Genomic DNA, 18,098 nt, shown 5'->3' on the forward strand with positions numbered 1-18,098 from the left:
GCGATCTGGTCAGTTAGCTGAACGCGGCCCTGTCGGTGTGCCCGATCATCATTCCGGCATCGCATCGGGCTGTTTATTCTCTTTGCGCCCGCAGGCCGCCGGCCGACCGGAAACCAAGGAGAACCTCATGATCCGCAACACCACCCGCAACGTCGCACTGGCCCTGATGAGTGCGGCCGTCCTGTCGGCCTGCGCCACCGGCGGCTCCTACGTACAGAGTGACCAGTACGGCAACCCGACCGAGCAGCAGAACCGCACCGGCCGCAACGCGCTGATCGGCACCGCCATCGGCGTAGCCGCCGGTCTGCTGACCGGTGACAGCGCCACGGAGCGCCGCCAGCATGCGCTGATCGGCGCCGGTATCGGCGCGCTCAGCGGCGCCGCGGTAGGCCAGTACCAGGATCGCCAGGAACGCGCACTGCGCGAGCGCACTGCCAACACCGGCATTGATGTGCAGCGCCAGGGCGACAACATCATGCTGAACCTGCCGGACGGCATCACCTTCGACTTCGGCAAGGCGACCCTGAAGCCGCAGTTCTACGGCTCGCTCAATGGCGTGGCAGGCACCCTGCGTGACTACAACCAGACCATGATCGAAGTGGTCGGCCATACCGACAGCATCGGCAGTGACGCGGTCAACAACCGCCTGTCGAAGGAACGTGCCGACTCGGTCGCGCAGTACCTGATCGGGCAGGGCGTGCAGAGCGTGCGCATCGAAACCCTGGGCGCCGGCAAGTCGTACCCGATTGCCGACAACAGCACCGATGCCGGCCGCGCCAAGAACCGCCGCGTCGAGATCCGCGTGATTCCCCTGAAGCAGTAACGCGTAGCGTTACGGTTCCGGCGTAGCCGGAACGAAAATGCCGCCCTTGCAGGCGGCATTTTCTGTAGGTGCCGAGCTTGCTCGGCACACCGATAGCGCTCCCGGTTGCGGTTTCTCCAAACGGCGCCGACCAAGGTCGGCATCTACCGAAAGCCACGTAGCCGGAACGAGAATGCCGCCCTTGCAGGCGGCATTTTCTGTAGGTGCCGAGCGTTGCTCGGCACGCCGATAGCGCCCGTAGAGTCGAGCTTGCTCGACTGAAGCGCAAGAGCAGTCGAGCAAGCTCGACTCTACGGAATGCCGGTAGATCCACGCCATGCGTGGATGCTTCCGGTCATGCGGCCGAAGCGGCCACCTTCTCCAGAATCCGCTTGCCGCTGCTTTCCAGCGCGGCGTCTTCCTTTTCCTTCTGCTGCTGCGCCAGCTTCGCGCCCGGGCACTGCGCCAGCATGTAATTGGCGTCGAAGTTGAGCTTCTCGACCAGGAAGTCGACGAATGCACGCACCTTCGGCGAGACCAGGCGGCCACCGGCGAACACGGCGTTGAAGTCCACTTCCGGGCCAGTCCAGCCGGCCAGCACGCGCCGTACCATGCCCGACTCGACGAACGGCTTGGCCATCACGTCGCCGGTCAGCAGCAGGCCTTCGCCGCACACCAATGCACCATTCAACGCAGACATGTCGTTGGCGGTCATCAGCGGGGTGACCGGGAAGTCACGCAGCTCGCCGCCGTTCTCGCCCAGCTGCCAGGTGAAGCGCGGCGAGTTGCCGGTGTGGTACGGCTTGCGCATCGCCAGGATGCGATGGAACTGCAGCTCTTCCGGATGCAGCGGCTCGCCATAGCGCTCGATGTAGGCCGGGCTGGCGAACACCTGCGTGCGCAGGCTGCCCAGCTTGCGTGCCACCAGGTTGGAATCGGGCAGGGCACCCACGCGCAGGGCCAGGTCCGCCTCACCTGCAATCAGGTCCAGCTTCTCATTGCCCATATGCATGTCCAGCCGGATCTCCGGGTACTGCGCATGGAACTGGCCCAGCAGCGGTGCAATCCAGGTGATGCCGATCGAGTAGGGCACGGTGAAGCGCAGCCAGCCGCGCGGACCGGACTGCAGCTGGCTCACCGCGCTCTCGGCTTCTTCCAGCTCGCGCGCGATGCGCTGGCAATGTTCGTGGTAGATCGAACCCGCTTCGGTCAGGCCGAGGCGGCGGGTGGTCCGGTGCAGCAGGCGCGCACCCAGGCGCGTTTCCAGCTCCTGCACTTTGCGGCTGACCGTGGTCTTGGGCAGGCCGAGCGATTTGGCAGCGGCAATGAAGCTGCCTTGCTCGACCACTTTGACGAAGATCAGCGTCTCGTTGAGATCGTGGGACATGGTCTGGGATCCTGGACGTCGGGGATGGGACAATCGTGACAGAACGATTGGACCGAGAGCGGGATGATTATTCCCCTTAATCAGGACTAATCAAGTAAAGGTTTGAGGTCTATCGTGGCGCCATTCGTTATTTGGAGCCCGTCCGCCATGAGCCTGCGCAACATTCTTGCCCGTCTCCGGAACGCCGGCCAGAGCACCCTGGACCTGGCAATGACCGTTGAAGTCCGCCCGAGTTCCTTGGTACATAAGGACTTCCGTGAGTTTACCGCGCCGATGCGTCAGCAGCGTGGCGGTGCCATCCGCCTGGCCCCGCACAAGGGCGACCGGCTGCGTCGAATCGGGACTATCCCGGATTTGGGAGGAAATGTCCCGTGAATGGGATGCTGACGCCCGAAGTCCTGGTCCTCGGCGGCACCGGTGCCGTCGGCCAGGGCGTGGTTGGCGCACTGCTGGAAGCCGGCAGCCCGGTGCTGGTGGTCGGTCGCGACCCGGGCCGGCTGGCGGCGCTGCATGAGCAGTTCGCCGATGAGCCGGGCCTGGAGACGCTGCTGGGTTCGCTCAGCGATGACGGCTCGGCGCGCGCACTGGCCGAACGCATCGCGCATCGCCCGCGTCCGCTGGCGGCAGTGATCGCCGCAATGGGCGGCCCTTACCGTCGCGGCCGGGTGACTGACCGCAACGGCGATGAACTGCTGGGTGCGATGCAGGCCGATCTGATGCCGCACGTGCACGCGGTGCGTCATCTGCTGCCGCTGCTGCAGGACAACGTGCATGCGCGCCGCTACGTGATGATCGGCAGCCCGGCCAATGCCAAGCCATGGGCGGGCTACGGCGAAACCTCGATCACCACTGCGGCGCTGCGTATGTACGCGCAGGTGGTGCACCAGGAAGCCCAGGCATTGGGCGTGCGCGCGCAGATGCTGGAAGTCTGCAGCCCGGTGTGTACGCCGGCCAACGCGGCCAATGCCTGCATCGAGTGGCCCAGCTCACTGCTGGTCGGCCGTCGCGTGGTCTCCCTGCTCGACGGCTGCCGCGACAACCGCGCCATCGTCCGCTGCGACAGCAGTGATGCCGAACTGCCGCGCGGCCTGCTGCACCTGGACGTTCCTCCCCTGTGGCGCGATACCGCAGGCGTCGCTTGACCTCGACCATGGTTGAGGTCGCAGGATACGCCGCCTGTTTTTGCAACACGTTCTCATCTAGCTGTACCACCCCTCCGTACGGATGCATGCCATGACTTCCCCCAATTCCACCCCACATCGTTTCGGCCATCGCATCGCGATGGTTGGCGTGTCGATCCTCGCCGCAGCCGTGCTGGCGGCCTGCAGCGGCGGCCACGCCGAAGAAGCCGGTGCACCGCCGCCGCCGCAGGTCAGTGCTGCACCGGTGCTGGTCAAGCAGGTCAGCCAGTGGGACGAGTTCAGCGGCCGCGTCGAAGCGGTACAGAGCGTTGAACTGCGCCCGCGCGTGTCCGGCTACATCGACAAGGTCAACTACGTCGAAGGCCAGGAAGTGAAGAAGGGCGAAGTGCTCTTCACCATCGACGCGCGCAGCTACCAGGCCGAGTACGATCGCGCCGCTGCCGAACTGGCCCGCGCCCGCACCCAGGCCACGCTGGCCCGCAGTGAATCCGAGCGCGCCAAGCGCTTGTCCGAGCAGCAGGCCATTTCCACCGAGACGGCCGAACAGCGTCGCGCTGCGGCTGACCAGTCCGGTGCCGCCGTACAGGCGGCCCAGGCTGCGCTGGATGCGGCCCGCCTCAACCTGGAGTTCACCAAGGTGCGTGCGCCGATCGACGGCCGTGCCGGCCGCGCGATGGTCACCGCCGGCAACCTGGTCACCGCCGGCGACAGCGCCAGCGTGCTGACCACGCTGGTCTCGCTGGACACCGTGTTCGTCTACTTCGATGCCGATGAAAGCACTTTCCTTCGCTATGCACAGATGGCACGCAAGGGTGAACGCCCGAGCGAGCGTGACAGCGATCTGCCGGTGAAGGTCGGCCTGTCCGGCGAAGAGGGTTACCCGCATTCGGGCAAGGTCGACTTCCTCGACAACCAGGTGGCACGCAGCACCGGCACCATCCGCGTCCGCGCGCTGCTGGACAACGCCGATCGCCAGTTCACGCCGGGCCTGTTCGCCCGCGTGCAGTTGCTCGGCAGCGGCCAGTTCCAGGCCCTGCTGATCGACGAGAAGGCTGTTCTGACCGACCAGGATCGCAAGTACGTGTACGTGGTCGACAAGGATGGCAAGGCCCAGCGCCGTGACATCCAGCTCGGCCGCACCGCCGACGGCCTGCGTATTGTCGAGCACGGCCTGGCCGCCGGCGACAAGGTGATCATCGACGGCGTGCAGAAGGTCTTCATGCCGGGCATGCCGGTGCAGGCCAAGGCCGTGGCGATGCAGCCGCAGGCTGCGCCGCCGGCACCGGGCCGCGATGCCACCGCCGCGCTGAACCACTGATCCGCCGTCTCCTGATCCGCGTCCCCGCTTAGCTGCCGGCGCCAGCAGCAGCCTTCCCTGCCTTCGTCATCTCGGCGAGGGGCGGGGAGGCTGTTGCCCGCCGAACGCCTTTCCCAGGAATTCCTCCATGGACTTTTCCCGTTTCTTCATCGACAGGCCGATCTTCGCGGCGGTGCTGTCGATCGTGATCTTCGCCGCAGGCCTGATCACGATTCCAATCCTGCCGATCAGCGAGTACCCGGAAGTGGTGCCGCCGTCGGTGGTCGTGCGCACGGTGTATCCGGGCGCCAACCCCAAGGTCATTGCCGAGACCGTCGCCACGCCGCTTGAAGAGGCGATCAACGGCGTCGAAGGCATGATGTACCTGAAGTCGGTCGCCGGCTCGGACGGTGTGCTGCAGATGACCGTCACCTTCCGCCCGGGCACCGACCCGGACGCGGCGGCGGTGAAGGTGCAGAACCGCGTGGCGCAGGCGCAGGCGCGCCTGCCCGAGGACGTGCGCCGGCAGGGCGTGACCACGCAGAAGCAGTCGCCGACCTTCCTGATGGTGGTGCACCTGACCTCGCCGAACGGCAAGTACGACACCCTGTACCTGCGCAACTATGCCCGTCTGCACGTCAAGGATGCGCTGGCGCGTATTCCGGGCGTGGGTGACGCGCAGATCTTCGGTGGTGGTGACTACGCCATGCGCGCCTGGCTGGACCCGGACAAGGTCGCCTCGCGCGGCCTGACCGCCAGTGACGTAGTGCGCGCCATGCGTGAGCAGAACGTGCAGGTCTCGGCCGGCCAGCTCGGCGCCGAACCGCTGCCGAACAGCCAGTTCCTGACCCTGATCAATGCCCAGGGCCGCTTGAAGACTGAAAAGGAATTCGGCGACATCGTGCTCAAGAGCGGTGTTGATGGCGAGATCGTGCGCCTGGCCGATGTGGCCCGCCTGGAACTGGGTGCCGGTGACTACACCCTGCGTTCGCAGCTGGACGGCAAGAACGCGGTGGGTATCGGTATCTTCCAGTCGCCGGGTGCCAATGCACTGGAGATCCGTGACCAGGTCATCTCGACGATGGACGAGATGCAGAAGACCATGCCGGCCGACGTGAAGTACGAAGCCGTGTATGACACCACCATCTTCGTGCGCGACTCGATCAAGGCCGTGGTCTCCACGCTGCTGGAAGCGATCGCGCTGGTGGTGCTGGTGGTGATCCTGTTCCTGCAGACCTGGCGTGCGTCGATCATTCCGCTGATCGCGGTGCCGGTGTCGGTGGTCGGTACTTTCGCCGCGCTGTACCTGCTGGGCTTCTCGATCAACACGCTGAGCCTGTTCGGCCTGGTGCTGGCGATCGGCATCGTGGTCGATGACGCGATCGTGGTGGTGGAGAACGTCGAGCGCAACATCGAAGAAGGCCTGTCGCCCACCGCCGCGGCCCACCAGGCCATGCGTGAGGTGTCCGGCCCGATCATCGCGATCGCGCTGGTGCTGTGTGCCGTGTTCGTGCCGATGGCCTTCCTGTCGGGTGTCACTGGCCAGTTCTACAAGCAGTTCGCGGTCACCATCGCCATCTCCACGGTGATCTCGGCGATCAACTCGCTGACCCTGTCGCCGGCCCTGGCTGCGCGCCTGCTCAAGGCCCATGGTGCGCCGAAGGACGGCCCGAGCCGCTTGATCGACCGCCTGTTCGGCTGGGTGTTCCGTCCGTTCAACCGCTTCTTCAAGTCCAGTTCGGAGAAGTACGAGCGTGGCGTGGCCCGCATCCTCGGCCGTCGTGGTGCGGTGTTCGTGGTCTACGCGATCCTGCTGGTCGGTACCGGTGTGATCTTCAAGCTGGTGCCGCCGGGCTTCATCCCGACCCAGGACAAGCTGTACCTGATTGCCGGTGTGAAGTTGCCGGAAGGTTCGTCGATCGCGCGTACCGATGAAATGCTGCGCAAGGTCGCCAAGATCGCCCAGGAAACCGATGGCGTGGCCCACACCATCTCGTTCCCGGGTTTGAACGCGCTGCAGTTCACCAACACGCCGAACACCGGTGTGGCGTTCATTCCGCTCAAGCCGTTCGCCGAGCGTCATGGCCGTACCGCCGCGCAGATCAACGCCGAGATCAACCAGAAGATCGCCGGCCTGCAGGAAGGCTTCGCCTTCTCGATGATGCCGCCGCCGATCCTCGGCCTGGGCAACGGCAACGGCTACCAGATGTTCATCGAGGACCGTGGCAACCTGGGTTACGGCGCGCTGCAGAATGCTGTACAGGCAATGCAGGGCACCGTTGCGCAGACGCCGGGCATGGCCTTCCCGATTTCCAGCTACCAGGCCAATGTGCCGCAGCTGGATGCCGAGGTCGACCGCGTCAAGGCCAAGGCACAGGGCGTGCAGCTCACCGAACTGTTCGACACGCTGCAGACCTACCTCGGCTCGGCCTACGTCAACGACTTCAACCAGTTCGGCCGTACCTGGCAGGTCATCGCGCAGGCGGACGGTCCGTACCGCGAAACGGTCGAGGACATCGGCAAGCTGCGTACCCGCAACGACCGCGGCGAGATGGTGCCGATCGGTTCGATGGTCACCATCAAGCAGACCTTCGGCCCGGACCCGGTGCTGCGCTTCAATGGCTATCCGGCGGCGGATCTGGCCGGTGAAGCCGACCCGCGCCTGCTGTCTTCGGCCGAGGCGATGAACAAGCTGACCGAGATCGCCGGCAAGGTGCTGCCGGTGGGCATGACCACCGAATGGACCGACCTGAGCTACCAGCAGGCAACCCAGGGCAAGGCCGCCTTCATCGTGTTCCCGGTGGCGATCATGCTGGCCTTCCTGGTGCTGGCCGCGCTGTACGAGAGCTGGTCGCTGCCGCTGGCGGTGATCCTGATCGTGCCGATGACCCTGCTGTCCGCGTTGTTCGGCGTGTGGCTGACCGGTGGCGACAACAACGTGTTCGTGCAGGTCGGCCTGGTGGTGCTGATGGGCCTGGCGTGCAAGAACGCGATCCTGATCGTCGAATTCGCCAGAGAGCTGGAGATGGGCGGCAAGGGCATCGTTGAAGCTGCGCTGGAAGCCTGCCGCCTGCGCCTGCGCCCGATCGTGATGACCTCCATCGCGTTCATCGCCGGCACCGTACCGCTGGTGCTGTCGCACGGTGCAGGTGCCGAGGTGCGCTCGGTGACCGGTATCACCGTGTTCGCCGGCATGCTGGGCGTGACCCTGTTCGGCCTGTTCCTCACCCCGGTGTTCTACGTGGCCCTGCGCAAGTTCGTCACCCGCAACGGTGGTGGCCAGCTGGTGCAGCACGGCGAGCCGACCATCCACCACTGACATGGAACCCCGTCGCCGCCGGTCACTGGCCGGCGGCGGCTTCCCCCTCACGAGGCAAGAATCCATGAACTCTCATCAGAACAAGATCGCGCTGGTCACCGGCGCCACCCGCGGCATCGGCGCCGAGACCGTGCGCCAGCTGGCCCAGGCCGGCGTGCATACGCTGCTGGCCGGCCGCAAGCGCGAGACCGCCGTAGAGCAGGCGCTGAAGCTGCAGGCCGAGGGCCTGCCGGTGGAAGCCATCCAGCTGGACGTGACCGATGCCGCCAGCATCGCCGAAGCGGTCGAGCAGGTACGCCAGCGCCATGGGCGCCTGGACATCCTGGTCAACAACGCCGGCATCATGATCGAGAACCCGGCGCAAGCGCCGTCCGAACAGTCGCTGGATACCTGGAAGCGCACTTTCGACACCAACGTGTACGCACTGGTTGCGGTGACCCAGGCCTTCCTGCCACTGGTCAGGCAGGCCAAGTCCGGGCGCATCGTCAACGTTTCGAGCATGCTCGGCTCGCAGACCCTGCATGCTGATCCGACCTCGGGCATCTACGATTTCAAGATCCCCGCGTACAACGCCTCCAAGGCAGCGGTGAACAGCTGGACGCTGGCGCTGGCGCACGAACTGCGCAGCACCCAGATCAAGGTCAATACCGTGCATCCGGGTTACGTGAAAACCGATATGAACGGCGGCCACGGCGAGATCGAGATCAGCGAAGGCGCGCGCTCCAGCGTGCAGATGGCACTGATCGGCCATGAAGGCCCGAACGGCAGCTTCACTTACCTGGGCGAGGTGCTGCCATGGTGATCCGTACGTTGGCGATGGCCGTCTCCAGTCTGGTGCTGGCAGGCTGTGTCAGCGTCGGCCCGAACTACAAGGCCCCGGTGCAGGAACCGGTGGTGCTGCAGGGGGCGCAGCAGCCGGTGTTCAGCACCACCTCGCCGGTGGCGAGCTGGTGGGCGCAGTTCGATGATCCGGTGCTGGAAGAACTGGTTCACGGCGCACTTTCGGACAACCTGGACCTGCGCGTGGCCGTGGCCCGCGTCAGCCAGGCCCGCGCGGTGTTCGTCGAAAGCCGCTTCGACCAGGCGCCCCACGTTACCGCGGGCGGCAGCTACGATCGCCGCAAGCAACCCGATCCGCAGCTGGGTGGGCAGCGGGTGTTCAGTGAAAGCTACCAGCTCGGCTTCGATGCGGGCTGGGAGCTGGATCTGTTCGGCCGCAAGCGCCGTGCTGCAGAAGCCGCGCGTGCCGACCTCGACGCCGAGCAGGCCAACCTGGCCGACGCACAGGTACTGATCGCCGCCGAAGTGGCACGCAACTACTTCGAGCTGCGCGGCACACAGAAGCGCATCGCCGTGGCCCAGCACACCCTGGTCAATCTGCGCGAGACGCAGAAGCTGACCGAGGCACGCTGGGAGCTGGGCGCCGGCAGCGAGCTGGACGTGCAGAGCAGTCGTGCCCGGCTGAAGGCGATCGAGGCCGACATTCCGCTGCTGGAAGTGGCCGAAACGCAGTCGCGCAACCGCCTGGCGGTTCTGCTGGGCCAGCGTCCGGAAACGCTGACCGCCATGCTTGCGCCGCACGAAGTGCCGGCATTCGCCAAGGCGCTGCCGCTGGGCGATACCCGCGAGCTGCTGCGCCAACGCGCCGACGTGCGCGTGGCCGAGCGTCGTCTTGCCGCCGCTACCGCGCGGGTGGGCGTGGCCACGGCGGATCTGTTCCCGCGGCTGTCGCTGTCCGGATTCGTCGGCTTCCTCGGTGGCGATGCCAGTGGCCTGGTCAATGGCAACAACAAGGCCTGGTCGCTGACGCCGTCGCTGAGCTGGGCGGCCTTCGATTTCGGCACCGTACGTGCACGCCTGCGTGCCAGCAAGGCCGAGGCCGAAGGCGTGGCAGCACAGTATGAGCAGACGGTGCTGCTGGCACTGGAAGACACCGAGAACGCGCTGACCCGCTATTCCAAGCAGCAGGCGCGGCTGGCGATCGTGGTCGAGCAGGCGCAGGCGGCACGCCGTGCCGAGTCGCTGGCGCAGATCCGCTATCGCGAGGGCTCGGAGGACTTCCTGACCCTGCTGGATGCGCAGCGTACGCAGCTGGCATCCGATGATGCGTTGGCCGCGGCCGAGTCCGAGGTCAACGTCAGCGTGGTGGGGGTGTACAAGGCGCTGGGTGGTTGGGGTCAATCACCGCAGCCGGCGAGTGTGGCGCAGGTGCAGTAACCGCAGGGGGCGGAAGCAGCGGCTTCCGTCCCTTTCTTCTTTCAGGGCCAGTGATTGGTTGGTATCTCGCGCTCGCGCATGCGCACGATGCAGAAGCGATGGCCGGTCGGTGCTTCCATCACCCACCAGCGTTTGATGAAGCCTATCCGGCGCGCGCCGAGCTTCTCCAGGCGGTCGGCCTCGGCGTCGATGTCGTCACTCTCGATGTCCAGGTGCACCCGTGAAGGGTGATTGACGCGTTGCACCTCCACGTTCATGCCTGCGGGCGCGCCCTGCAGGTCGGCGTACTCGGCGCCGTCTTCGGCATAGGCGGGCTGCGCCTGCAGGCCGAGCGCGGCGGACCAGAAGCGGGCACCTTCGTCGGCGGGAATGCCCTCGCAATCGATGATGAAACCGGCCAGGCGACTCTGGTGTGCCATGCCCTTCTCCACAGTTCGGGAACGGGGGCAGGGTAGCGCGGCGTGTGCTGTGGACGTTGTCACAGTCGTGACGTTTCTGACTCTGCCGGAAGCCGTGTCCGCCGTGTAACTAGTGGGGCAGATTCCAGGGAGTACATACGATGAGTGATGACAGGCGGGATACCCAGCGCATACTGTTTGGCGACCCGGGGCCACCCGGCGCGGGCCTTTCGGTGGCGGTCGTTGTGCTGCTGGTGCTGGCGACGATGGCCGCTGCGATCGGTTTTCTGCGACTGCCTGATCCGATGCTGGGGCTGGGCCTGATCGGGGTTGCCGTGTTCCTTGCTGTCGGCGCCCGCATCTGCCAGGCGCGCAACCAGCACCTGGCGTTGTACCGGCTGTTGTCGCGGCAGCCGCCGCGGTAGCCACGGCGGCCGCGGAGATTCAGTGCTTCGGCCAGTCCAGCTCGACCACCAGCGGGAAGTGATCCGACGGCAGCACGCCGTCGATGCGGCGGTCATCGGTGAGGAAACTGCGGGCATGGAAGCCGCGCACCAGCACCCAGTCCAGCTGCACGGTGGCCTTGCCGGTGAAGTCGTGGAAGGTCAGGCGTGGTCCCTGCGGTGCATTCACCTGCGTGCGTGTGTCCTGCAGCAGGCGGGTGAATGCCTTGTAGGTGTCACCGCCGGGCTCGCTGTTGAAGTCACCGGTCAGGACCAGCGGCAGGTCGGCAGGCAGGGCTTGCAGGCGCTTGCCGATCAGCTCGGCACCCTTCACCCTGCGCGGTTCGTCCTCGTCGCGATAGGGCAGGTGGGTATTCATGAAGTAGAAACGGCGGCCATCGTCCAGGCGCCGGAACAGGGCCCAGGTGACCATGCGCGGGTACAGGTTGCCCCAGGTGATGCTGCCGGGTACTTCGGGCGTATCGGATAACCAGAAGTTGCCGGAATCCTCGATGGCCAGCACCTTGCTGTCGTAGAACACGCCCATGTGTTCATCGCCGCTGCCACCGCGGCGGCCTTCACCGAACCAGCGGTAGCCGGGCAGATGCCCGGACAGGAAGTCGGCCTGTTCCTTCACCAGCTCCTGCGTGCCGATCACGGCCGGGTGTGCATCGAGGATGACCTTGACCATGGCATCGCGACGGTCCGGCCAGCGCTTGCCCGGTTCGGTATCGGCCGGGGTACGGACATTGAACGACATCACTTTCAGTGGCACCGGCGCAGCAGCCCAGGCGACGGCAGGCAGAGCAAGCGCCAGCAGCGCACACAGCGCAGGGCGACGGAAACGCGACAACATCGTGGAATCCCTCCATTCCATGAAAACGGTTTCATGAAGCATGCCATGGACGGTGGGGTCGGCGATATGCCGGGATGGGCGGATGGAAGATGCCGGGCGGGCGGTGAAGGTCCCGCCCGGCGGATCGCGCGGGCGCGATCAGGAGGTCATGGGTGCTCAGTCGGCGGGCAGGTACCACTGGCCATTCTGGTCAATCCAGTACACCTGGATGTAGGGAGTGCCGTCCTCGTCGAAGTACGTCACTTCGCAACGTTGATGGTAATAGGGCCCCATCTTGACCCGGACGCAGTTCGTGTTCTCCGGACCACCGCCACCACCGCCGGCGGTGGCCTGGGACGGCGTGGAGAGAGCTCCCACGGCAAACATCAGTGCGGCCATCGAGGCCAGGTGCAGTTTCATGGGCATCATCCTTGTGTCTGCAATCGCGCATCTGCGCGGTGTCGTGCAACTACCCCCGGGTAGAGCATGCACCCGAGCGGCAGCTGCTGCATGCGCGCCGGCCCGGCGGGCGGCCCGGCGCAGTCCCCTGCCGGCTCAGTCGCGCAGGTAAGGGTTGCCGTACTCGTCGATCCAGTACTCGGCTTCGTACACGTTGCCGAATTCATCGGTGTAGGTTTCAGTGCAGTGCTGGTGGACCCGGTTGTGGTCCACTTTCACCGGCACGCACGAAACATTTTCTTTCGGTCCCCCCGCATTGGCGTCCGCCACCGGAGCCAGGGTTGCCGTTGCCATCACCAACGCGGCCATCGCGGCCAGTTGCAGTTTCATAAGCATCGTCCTTGCTTTCTGCAATCGCGCACATGCGCATGGCGTGTGTAACACGCGAACCAGAGCGCCGGAAGTGTCTTGCCCGGATCAGTCCTCGATCTCGCCGCGCCGACTGGCAGCACGCACCGCCTGCGCGGTGGTTGCCACGCCCAGGCGCTGGCGCGCGCGTCGCAGATGATTCTCCACCGTACGGGCGGAAAGCCCCAGCGTGGCCGCGATTTCCGCCTGGCGACGGCCGGCGGCGACCCAGCGCAGCACCTCGCGTTCGCGCGTGCTCAACGCACTTCCGGAAAGCTCGGTGGGCGTCTCGGAAAGCCGGCGTGCGGCACGGAATGCTGCAGCTGCAGCAGCATCCAGCAGCAGTCGCGCGCTGGCCGATGCATCGATCGCTGTCCCGGCAAAACTGATCGCGCCTTCCAGCCCTGTGGTGCCGAACACCGGCACCTGCAGACCGTGCAGGCCTTCACCACGTGGCTGCTTTACCACCTGATAGCGTTCGCCGCGAACGCCCTGGCGCTTGCTCCAGAAGAACGGCGCGTCACTGTCCAGAACGTGGCGATTGACCGGACAGGCGTGCAGGTAGCGCGCGAGGTCGGTAGTGCTGCCGTCGCCGAACCAGTCGCCCTCGATCCAGTACACGCGCTGGGTACCGCGTTCCAACCCCGTGCCGGTGGCGAACACCAGCACGCGGTCGTAGCCCAGCGGTGCAGAGATGCCGCGTAGTACCGCGCCCACCGCACTCAGTGAGCGGGCGCGTTCCAGTTCCAGCAACGCCTGCACCAGATCGCTCACGCCAGTCAGCGCCCGGCCAATGCGTCGAGCAGCGTGCGCGCGGCCAGCTTGCCCAGCGCATTGCCGGCCAGCGGGCTGTCGCCGGTCAGCAACAGGCGGTCCTGCAGCACGCTGCCATCGATGCCGTCGTTGACGATCTGCACGCCCTGCTGCGCCAGGCGCTCACCGAAGAACCACGGCAGCTGCCCGGGCATGTAGCCGATCTCCGGCGTCTGCCGGTCCATCGCATCGGGGAAGGCACAGATGCGGTAGCCGCGGAACAGCGAACCACCGTCGGACTCGTCAACGCCTGCGGCCAGCAATGCGGCCGGGCCGTGGCAGAGGGTGATGATGTGACGTTGCTCGGCCATCGCCCAGTGCAGGGCCGCCTTTACCGCGCGACTCTGCGGCAGTCCGATGAGGGCGCCGTGGCCACCGGGAATGAACACGGCTGCATAGTCCGACGCGGCATCGAGGCCTGCCACCACCTCATCCAACGGCAGTGGCTGGCGGAAGCGGGCTTCGTAGCGGTCGTACAGTCCGCCGATCTCCTTGTCCTCATGCGGGAACGCCCACCACTCGAACTTGGCGGCGTTGCCGGACAGCGTCGCCACATCGATGTCGAAGCCGGCCTTGTCCAGGTGGTACATCGGCAGCAGGGTTTCCACCGGATGGTTGCCGGTGGAGAACAGGTGGCCGTTTGCGGTGGGCAGATAGCGTTCGTCCGCAGCGATCATCAGCACCTTCCAGCGGCCATCGCGGCGAGCGTCGGGATAGTCGGCGCCGGACAGGTCGCTCTTCGCCGATGTGAACTGTGACAGCGAGTACGGCGACGGGAAGAAGGCGTCGCGCTCGGCCGGATCGGGGCTGGGGTGGCGGCTGGGCTCTTGCGTGTTCATGCGGACCTCCAGTGGGGTAGTGGAGCCAGCATAGAAGGGCGGATGCGTACAGGCGATGAGGGTTTTCCCCTCATTCGCCCCCTGCTATTTCACCACGGCGCCGTGCTGTTGCATGTCTTCATGCAGGATCCGCCGCAGTTCGACGATGGCCGGCGTGGCTTCCTGCACGCTGTGCCCGGACACGATCACCTTCTCCGAATCCGCGTGCGGAAGGTGCGAGCTCCAGTAGGGCACCAGCCCGTCGTCGGTCTTTTCCAGCGGACCATCTGCCTTGGCGCGCGCGATGATCGAGTGGTAACGCACCTTCGGTGCCATCGGCAGGTCGGCCACGGCGCGCACGAAGGGATCGTCCTTGTCCAGGTTCTGGATGCTGTTCATCTGGTAGCCGTGCTTGCCGTCGTTGCGATCGATCTTGCCGTCGTTGGCGATGGTGGCCACGTCCTCCAGGACGGTCAGTGGCAGCCGTACCAGGCGGCCGATCCAGCGGCCGAGGCGGGTGCTCGCCACATCGGTACCGCGGTGCGGCGTGGCAATGAATACCACGCGCGATACTTCCGGTTCCGGCAGGAAGGTCAGCACCGGCGCGCCCTTGGTGCGCAGCAGCTCCTGCTGCGCAGGCGTCATCTGTGCGGTCGCCAGCAGGGTCTCTACCAGGTGGTCGCCGGAAGAAGACACCATCAGCCGTGAGATCACCCCACCCATGCTGTGCCCGACCAGCACCATGTCATGCGAGGCCTGCGCCTTGCCGCTGGGGTCGAAGTGCTTGAACACCTCATCCAGCGTGTGGCGCATCGCATCGTGGCTCATCGCGATGGGCATGTTGGTCGGGTAGTAGAACTGCCAGACCTGGAAGTCCTGGCGGATCTCGTCGTCGCGCATCAGCTCGTTGGCGACGTTGACCCAGGCTTCCGGGCTGCTGGCCAGGCCATGGATCATCAGCAGCACGCGGCGGTTTGGGTCGTAGGGCTGCATCATGTACAGATGCGGCGTGTCGATGCCGCCCTTGCCACCGAACAGCGAACGCAGCGATTGGTGGCTGAAATTGGAGCGCGCCAGCCACAGTGCGTAGCCTGCGGTGAAGTTCGCGGCCAATGGCACCTGCTGCCCATGCAGGGTGACTTCCGTGACCTGGTAGGGATCGTGGATCTCCAGTTCCGGCTCGTCGTCGTGCAGTACTTCCCACAGGTTCTTTCCGGAGAAGCGCAGCAGCACCGTCATCGATGGCGACGGCATCTCGCTCCAGCTCTGCGTGACGGGCGTGGTGGCCTGCGCGGCGGCTGTGGTGGCCGGCGGCGTGGTGGCCGTAGTGGCGGCGGGATCATCCATCACGGCCACCAGTTCGGCACCGAAGCCATCGCGGCGATGCACGCTGCGCAGCGTGCCGGTGAACGACAGCGAGGCTGCCGGTACCAGTTCGGTGGGCGTACGCGTATCCAGCGGTGATGCTTGGCCCGACGGCGCCAGCACGAACGTCCAGCGGCCCAGCTGGAAGTGGCTGGCTTCACCATGCACGCGCCCGGTGGCATAGGCGTTGTACAACTGCACCGAGGCTTCCTGCACGGCCAGGTTGTAGTAGTCGCGCACCTGGGTCTGGCGGTCTTCGAAACCGCGCTGGTTGGCCGTGCGCTCGGTGAAGAACAGGTAGGCGTAGGCCTGCCGCGCGACCTGCATCCACGCGTCCAGGCGCGGCTGGAAGTCCGCATCCAGTTCGGTGATCGCGCTCTTGGCACGGCCTGACGTGGAGTACTCGCGCTTGGGCGCGGGCAAGGTCATCGCATACTGCAGCCACAGTTCGGCCAGGCTTGAGCGCTTGTCCTCCTCGCGCACCACGATGCTGCCTTCCATCGCCTCGATGCAGGGCAGGCCTGGCTTGGCGCAGACGCCTTCGTCGAGGCCGGCGACGCGCAGCGTCTCCATGGTGGCCGAACTGAGCTTGCCGGTGGTCAGGATGTCGCCGCGTTTCAGGGCGATGTATTGGCCGGGGGTGACCGAGGCCACCTGCACCGACGGCCCGAACTGGCGCAACGTCGCGCAGCCGCCCAGGGTGAGCAGCACGGTGATGATGAGGGTCGTGCGGCCGATGAAGCCCAAGCCCGTGGTTGCCATACGATCCTCCTGCGCGGTGGCGCCACTCTAGCGGTCGGCATGTCAAAGCGGAAGATACCGGGCGGTCGGTTTGGAGCGCGGAAATGCTGCCAACCGGGCGATTCAGGCATTTCCGTGTGACACTGGGGTGAACAGGATGAATGCGGGGCTGCGATGCGATGGCTTGAGACCCGTGTTCCTCCGCCTCTTGTGATGCTGTTGTGCGCCGCCATCGGCTACATGGGCAGCCGATGGCAGCCGGGCGGGGCGCTGCAGCTACCCGGGCCGGAGTTGCTTGCGGGTCTGGTGATGGCCTTCGGCGTGGTATTGAACCTGCTGCCGAAGCTGGCCTTCCGGCGCGTGGGCACCACGGTCAACCCCCTGCGGCCTGCGACGTCGAGCGTGCTGGTCACGCACGGCGTGTACCGCCACACGCGCAACCCGATGTACCTGGGCCAGGCCACTGTCCTGGCAGGTGCCATGCTGTACCTGCAGAACCTGACCGCACTGCTGGCCGTGCCGTTGTTCGTGCTGTACATCGACCGATGGCAGATCATGCCGGAAGAGCGGGCACTGTCGGCCCGCTTTCCGGGGGCATACGCAGCCTTCCGCCAGCGGGTACGGCGCTGGCTCTAGCGCGGGTCAGGCCGTCACGGTGTGATCTGGCATTTCACGGCAGCGGAATAACCTTCGTAATCGTCACCGGCAATCACGTGCAGGGTGTGGTGCTTGTCGATGCGCTTCACGTAGGACGGTGCTTCGGTGTTGGCGTATTCGTTGACCGTGGTCACCGACCAGGTCTTGGCCAGGCGCTTGGGGTCGACACCGTTCAAGTAGACGAAGATGCTCTTCTCGCCCTCGGCGACATTCACGTCGGCATGGGTGACGGTACCGCCGAACAGGGCGACCGGCGTGGTTTCCGGCTCGAACGTGCCGCCAGGCTTTCTGGCCAGGCCGGCTGCCTGCAGGGCATCGATGGCCTCGGCTTCGCTGAAGGTCGAGCCTGCCTTGCAGGCCAGCAGGGCTTCGAGTGTTGCGGTGCCGGGCGGCGCGATGGCGGGTGCAGCCGCGTGCGCAGCCGGGGCTGCGGCAAAAGCAGCCAGGAGCAGGGCAGAGGTGATGATCACGGTTCTCATCGCAGGTCCTTCTGTAGGTAGTGGGCAGCAACGCGGACGGAGGATGCCGCCTCATTGTGCGATGTTCCAGTCAGTGCCGCGTGCAGCAACGGATCATGGCACGCCCCGGTCGCCGTCGTCCGATTCAAGCAAGACGGCGCCGTCGCCGCGTTGTGACAACTGGTCGCCAGGGTTTCGCAACGGACAGTCCTTCAGTGACAGGCAACCACAGCCGATGCATCCGTCGAGCTGGTCGCGCAGCTGGACCAGGCTGCGGATGCGCTCGTTCAGCATGTCGCGCCAGTTGCTGGACAGCCTTGCCCAGTCCTTCGAACTGGGCGCCCGTTCGGCTGGAAGATCATCCAGCGCGATCTTGATCGTGGCCAAGGGAACGCCTGCCCGCTGTGCGACCTTGATCACGGCAATGCGTCGCAGCACGTCGCGGCGGTAGCGGCGCTGGTTGCCGTTGTTGCGCCAGCCATGGATCAGTCCCTTGGCTTCATAGAAGTGGACGGTGGCAATGCTGACCCCGCTGCGACGCGCGACTTCGCCCACGGAAAGCGGAACGCTGACATCGATCTTCATGGCCGGGATTCCTT

Annotated in this window: 19 protein-coding genes; 9 read left to right on the plus strand and 10 right to left on the minus strand. The window is 65.8% G+C overall.

What is annotated here, in order from left to right:
• Positions 1 to 127: 127 nt before the first annotated feature.
• Positions 128 to 823: a YiaD family glycine zipper/OmpA-like lipoprotein gene (locus ACZK3J_RS08725; RefSeq protein WP_008267948.1), complete on the plus strand. Its 696-nt coding sequence runs from the start codon at positions 128 to 130 to the stop codon at positions 821 to 823.
• A gap of 334 nt (positions 824 to 1,157) precedes the next feature.
• Here ACZK3J_RS08725 and ACZK3J_RS08730 read toward each other — a convergent pair whose 3' ends face one another.
• Positions 1,158 to 2,189: a LysR family transcriptional regulator gene (locus tag ACZK3J_RS08730; RefSeq protein ID WP_005409107.1), complete on the minus strand. Its 1,032-nt coding sequence runs from the start codon at positions 2,187 to 2,189 to the stop codon at positions 1,158 to 1,160.
• 147 nt (positions 2,190 to 2,336) lie between these two features.
• On the opposite strand from ACZK3J_RS08730, the gene ACZK3J_RS08735 reads away from it, so the two are divergent.
• From ACZK3J_RS08735 to ACZK3J_RS08760, 6 genes are all read left to right on the plus strand, one after another.
• The gene (locus tag ACZK3J_RS08735; protein ID WP_032128321.1) at positions 2,337 to 2,564 is read left to right on the plus strand and encodes a hypothetical protein; all 228 of its coding nucleotides are present in this window, start codon (positions 2,337 to 2,339) and stop codon (positions 2,562 to 2,564) included.
• A complete protein-coding gene (locus tag ACZK3J_RS08740; RefSeq protein WP_049400332.1) occupies positions 2,561 to 3,331 on the plus strand; it encodes an SDR family NAD(P)-dependent oxidoreductase in 771 nt (256 codons plus the stop codon). The genes ACZK3J_RS08735 and ACZK3J_RS08740 overlap by 4 nt, the downstream gene beginning before the upstream one ends.
• 91 nt (positions 3,332 to 3,422) lie before the next feature.
• On the plus strand, positions 3,423 to 4,649 hold the full coding sequence (locus tag ACZK3J_RS08745) for an efflux RND transporter periplasmic adaptor subunit (protein WP_032128263.1): 1,227 nt from the start codon (positions 3,423 to 3,425) through the stop codon (positions 4,647 to 4,649).
• A 127-nt stretch (positions 4,650 to 4,776) separates the two neighbouring features.
• Complete coding sequence (locus ACZK3J_RS08750; protein WP_032128264.1) at positions 4,777 to 7,947, plus strand: efflux RND transporter permease subunit; 3,171 nt, start codon at positions 4,777 to 4,779, stop codon at positions 7,945 to 7,947.
• 64 nt (positions 7,948 to 8,011) lie between these two features.
• Positions 8,012 to 8,749, plus strand: coding sequence for an SDR family oxidoreductase (locus tag ACZK3J_RS08755; protein WP_012510730.1), 738 nt, complete (start codon positions 8,012 to 8,014; stop codon positions 8,747 to 8,749).
• The gene (locus tag ACZK3J_RS08760; RefSeq protein ID WP_049462598.1) at positions 8,743 to 10,164 is read left to right on the plus strand and encodes an efflux transporter outer membrane subunit; all 1,422 of its coding nucleotides are present in this window, start codon (positions 8,743 to 8,745) and stop codon (positions 10,162 to 10,164) included. The genes ACZK3J_RS08755 and ACZK3J_RS08760 overlap by 7 nt, the downstream gene beginning before the upstream one ends.
• 41 nt (positions 10,165 to 10,205) lie before the next feature.
• Here the strand turns inward: ACZK3J_RS08760 and ACZK3J_RS08765 are convergent, their stop codons facing one another.
• Positions 10,206 to 10,583, minus strand: coding sequence for a VOC family protein (locus ACZK3J_RS08765; protein ID WP_049462599.1), 378 nt, complete (start codon positions 10,581 to 10,583; stop codon positions 10,206 to 10,208).
• Between the two features lie 140 nt (positions 10,584 to 10,723).
• On the opposite strand from ACZK3J_RS08765, the gene ACZK3J_RS08770 reads away from it, so the two are divergent.
• The gene (locus tag ACZK3J_RS08770) at positions 10,724 to 10,987 is read left to right on the plus strand and encodes a hypothetical protein (RefSeq protein ID WP_049462600.1); all 264 of its coding nucleotides are present in this window, start codon (positions 10,724 to 10,726) and stop codon (positions 10,985 to 10,987) included.
• A gap of 19 nt (positions 10,988 to 11,006) precedes the next feature.
• Here ACZK3J_RS08770 and ACZK3J_RS08775 read toward each other — a convergent pair whose 3' ends face one another.
• The 6 genes from ACZK3J_RS08775 to ACZK3J_RS08800 form a co-directional block, all read right to left on the minus strand.
• Positions 11,007 to 11,861, minus strand: a complete 855-nt coding sequence (locus ACZK3J_RS08775) for an endonuclease/exonuclease/phosphatase family protein (RefSeq protein WP_049462601.1) — start codon at positions 11,859 to 11,861, stop codon at positions 11,007 to 11,009.
• 156 nt (positions 11,862 to 12,017) lie between these two features.
• A complete protein-coding gene (locus ACZK3J_RS08780) occupies positions 12,018 to 12,260 on the minus strand; it encodes a hypothetical protein (RefSeq protein WP_049462602.1) in 243 nt (80 codons plus the stop codon).
• Positions 12,261 to 12,395: 135 nt separating this feature from the next.
• Positions 12,396 to 12,629, minus strand: a complete 234-nt coding sequence (locus ACZK3J_RS08785; RefSeq protein WP_032128272.1) for a hypothetical protein — start codon at positions 12,627 to 12,629, stop codon at positions 12,396 to 12,398.
• Between the two features lie 87 nt (positions 12,630 to 12,716).
• The gene (locus ACZK3J_RS08790) at positions 12,717 to 13,421 is read right to left on the minus strand and encodes a PA1136 family autoinducer-binding transcriptional regulator (RefSeq protein ID WP_049423583.1); all 705 of its coding nucleotides are present in this window, start codon (positions 13,419 to 13,421) and stop codon (positions 12,717 to 12,719) included.
• Between the two features lie 5 nt (positions 13,422 to 13,426).
• Entirely contained in the window at positions 13,427 to 14,299 is an 873-nt protein-coding gene (gene hchA / locus ACZK3J_RS08795) for a glyoxalase III HchA (RefSeq protein ID WP_049462603.1), read from the minus strand.
• An 84-nt stretch (positions 14,300 to 14,383) separates the two neighbouring features.
• Complete coding sequence (locus tag ACZK3J_RS08800) at positions 14,384 to 16,405, minus strand: esterase/lipase family protein (RefSeq protein WP_049462604.1); 2,022 nt, start codon at positions 16,403 to 16,405, stop codon at positions 14,384 to 14,386.
• A 153-nt stretch (positions 16,406 to 16,558) separates the two neighbouring features.
• Here ACZK3J_RS08800 and ACZK3J_RS08805 point away from each other — a divergent pair, with 153 nt between their 5' ends.
• Positions 16,559 to 17,020, plus strand: coding sequence for a methyltransferase family protein (locus tag ACZK3J_RS08805; protein ID WP_049462605.1), 462 nt, complete (start codon positions 16,559 to 16,561; stop codon positions 17,018 to 17,020).
• Positions 17,021 to 17,034: 14 nt separating this feature from the next.
• Here ACZK3J_RS08805 and ACZK3J_RS08810 read toward each other — a convergent pair whose 3' ends face one another.
• Positions 17,035 to 17,520: a hypothetical protein gene (locus ACZK3J_RS08810; protein ID WP_134951218.1), complete on the minus strand. Its 486-nt coding sequence runs from the start codon at positions 17,518 to 17,520 to the stop codon at positions 17,035 to 17,037.
• A gap of 93 nt (positions 17,521 to 17,613) precedes the next feature.
• Complete coding sequence (gene soxR / locus ACZK3J_RS08815; RefSeq protein ID WP_049423593.1) at positions 17,614 to 18,084, minus strand: redox-sensitive transcriptional activator SoxR; 471 nt, start codon at positions 18,082 to 18,084, stop codon at positions 17,614 to 17,616.
• Between the last annotated feature and the right edge of the window lie 14 nt (positions 18,085 to 18,098).

This window comes from Stenotrophomonas sp. 86428_Sma (assembly GCF_056481585.1).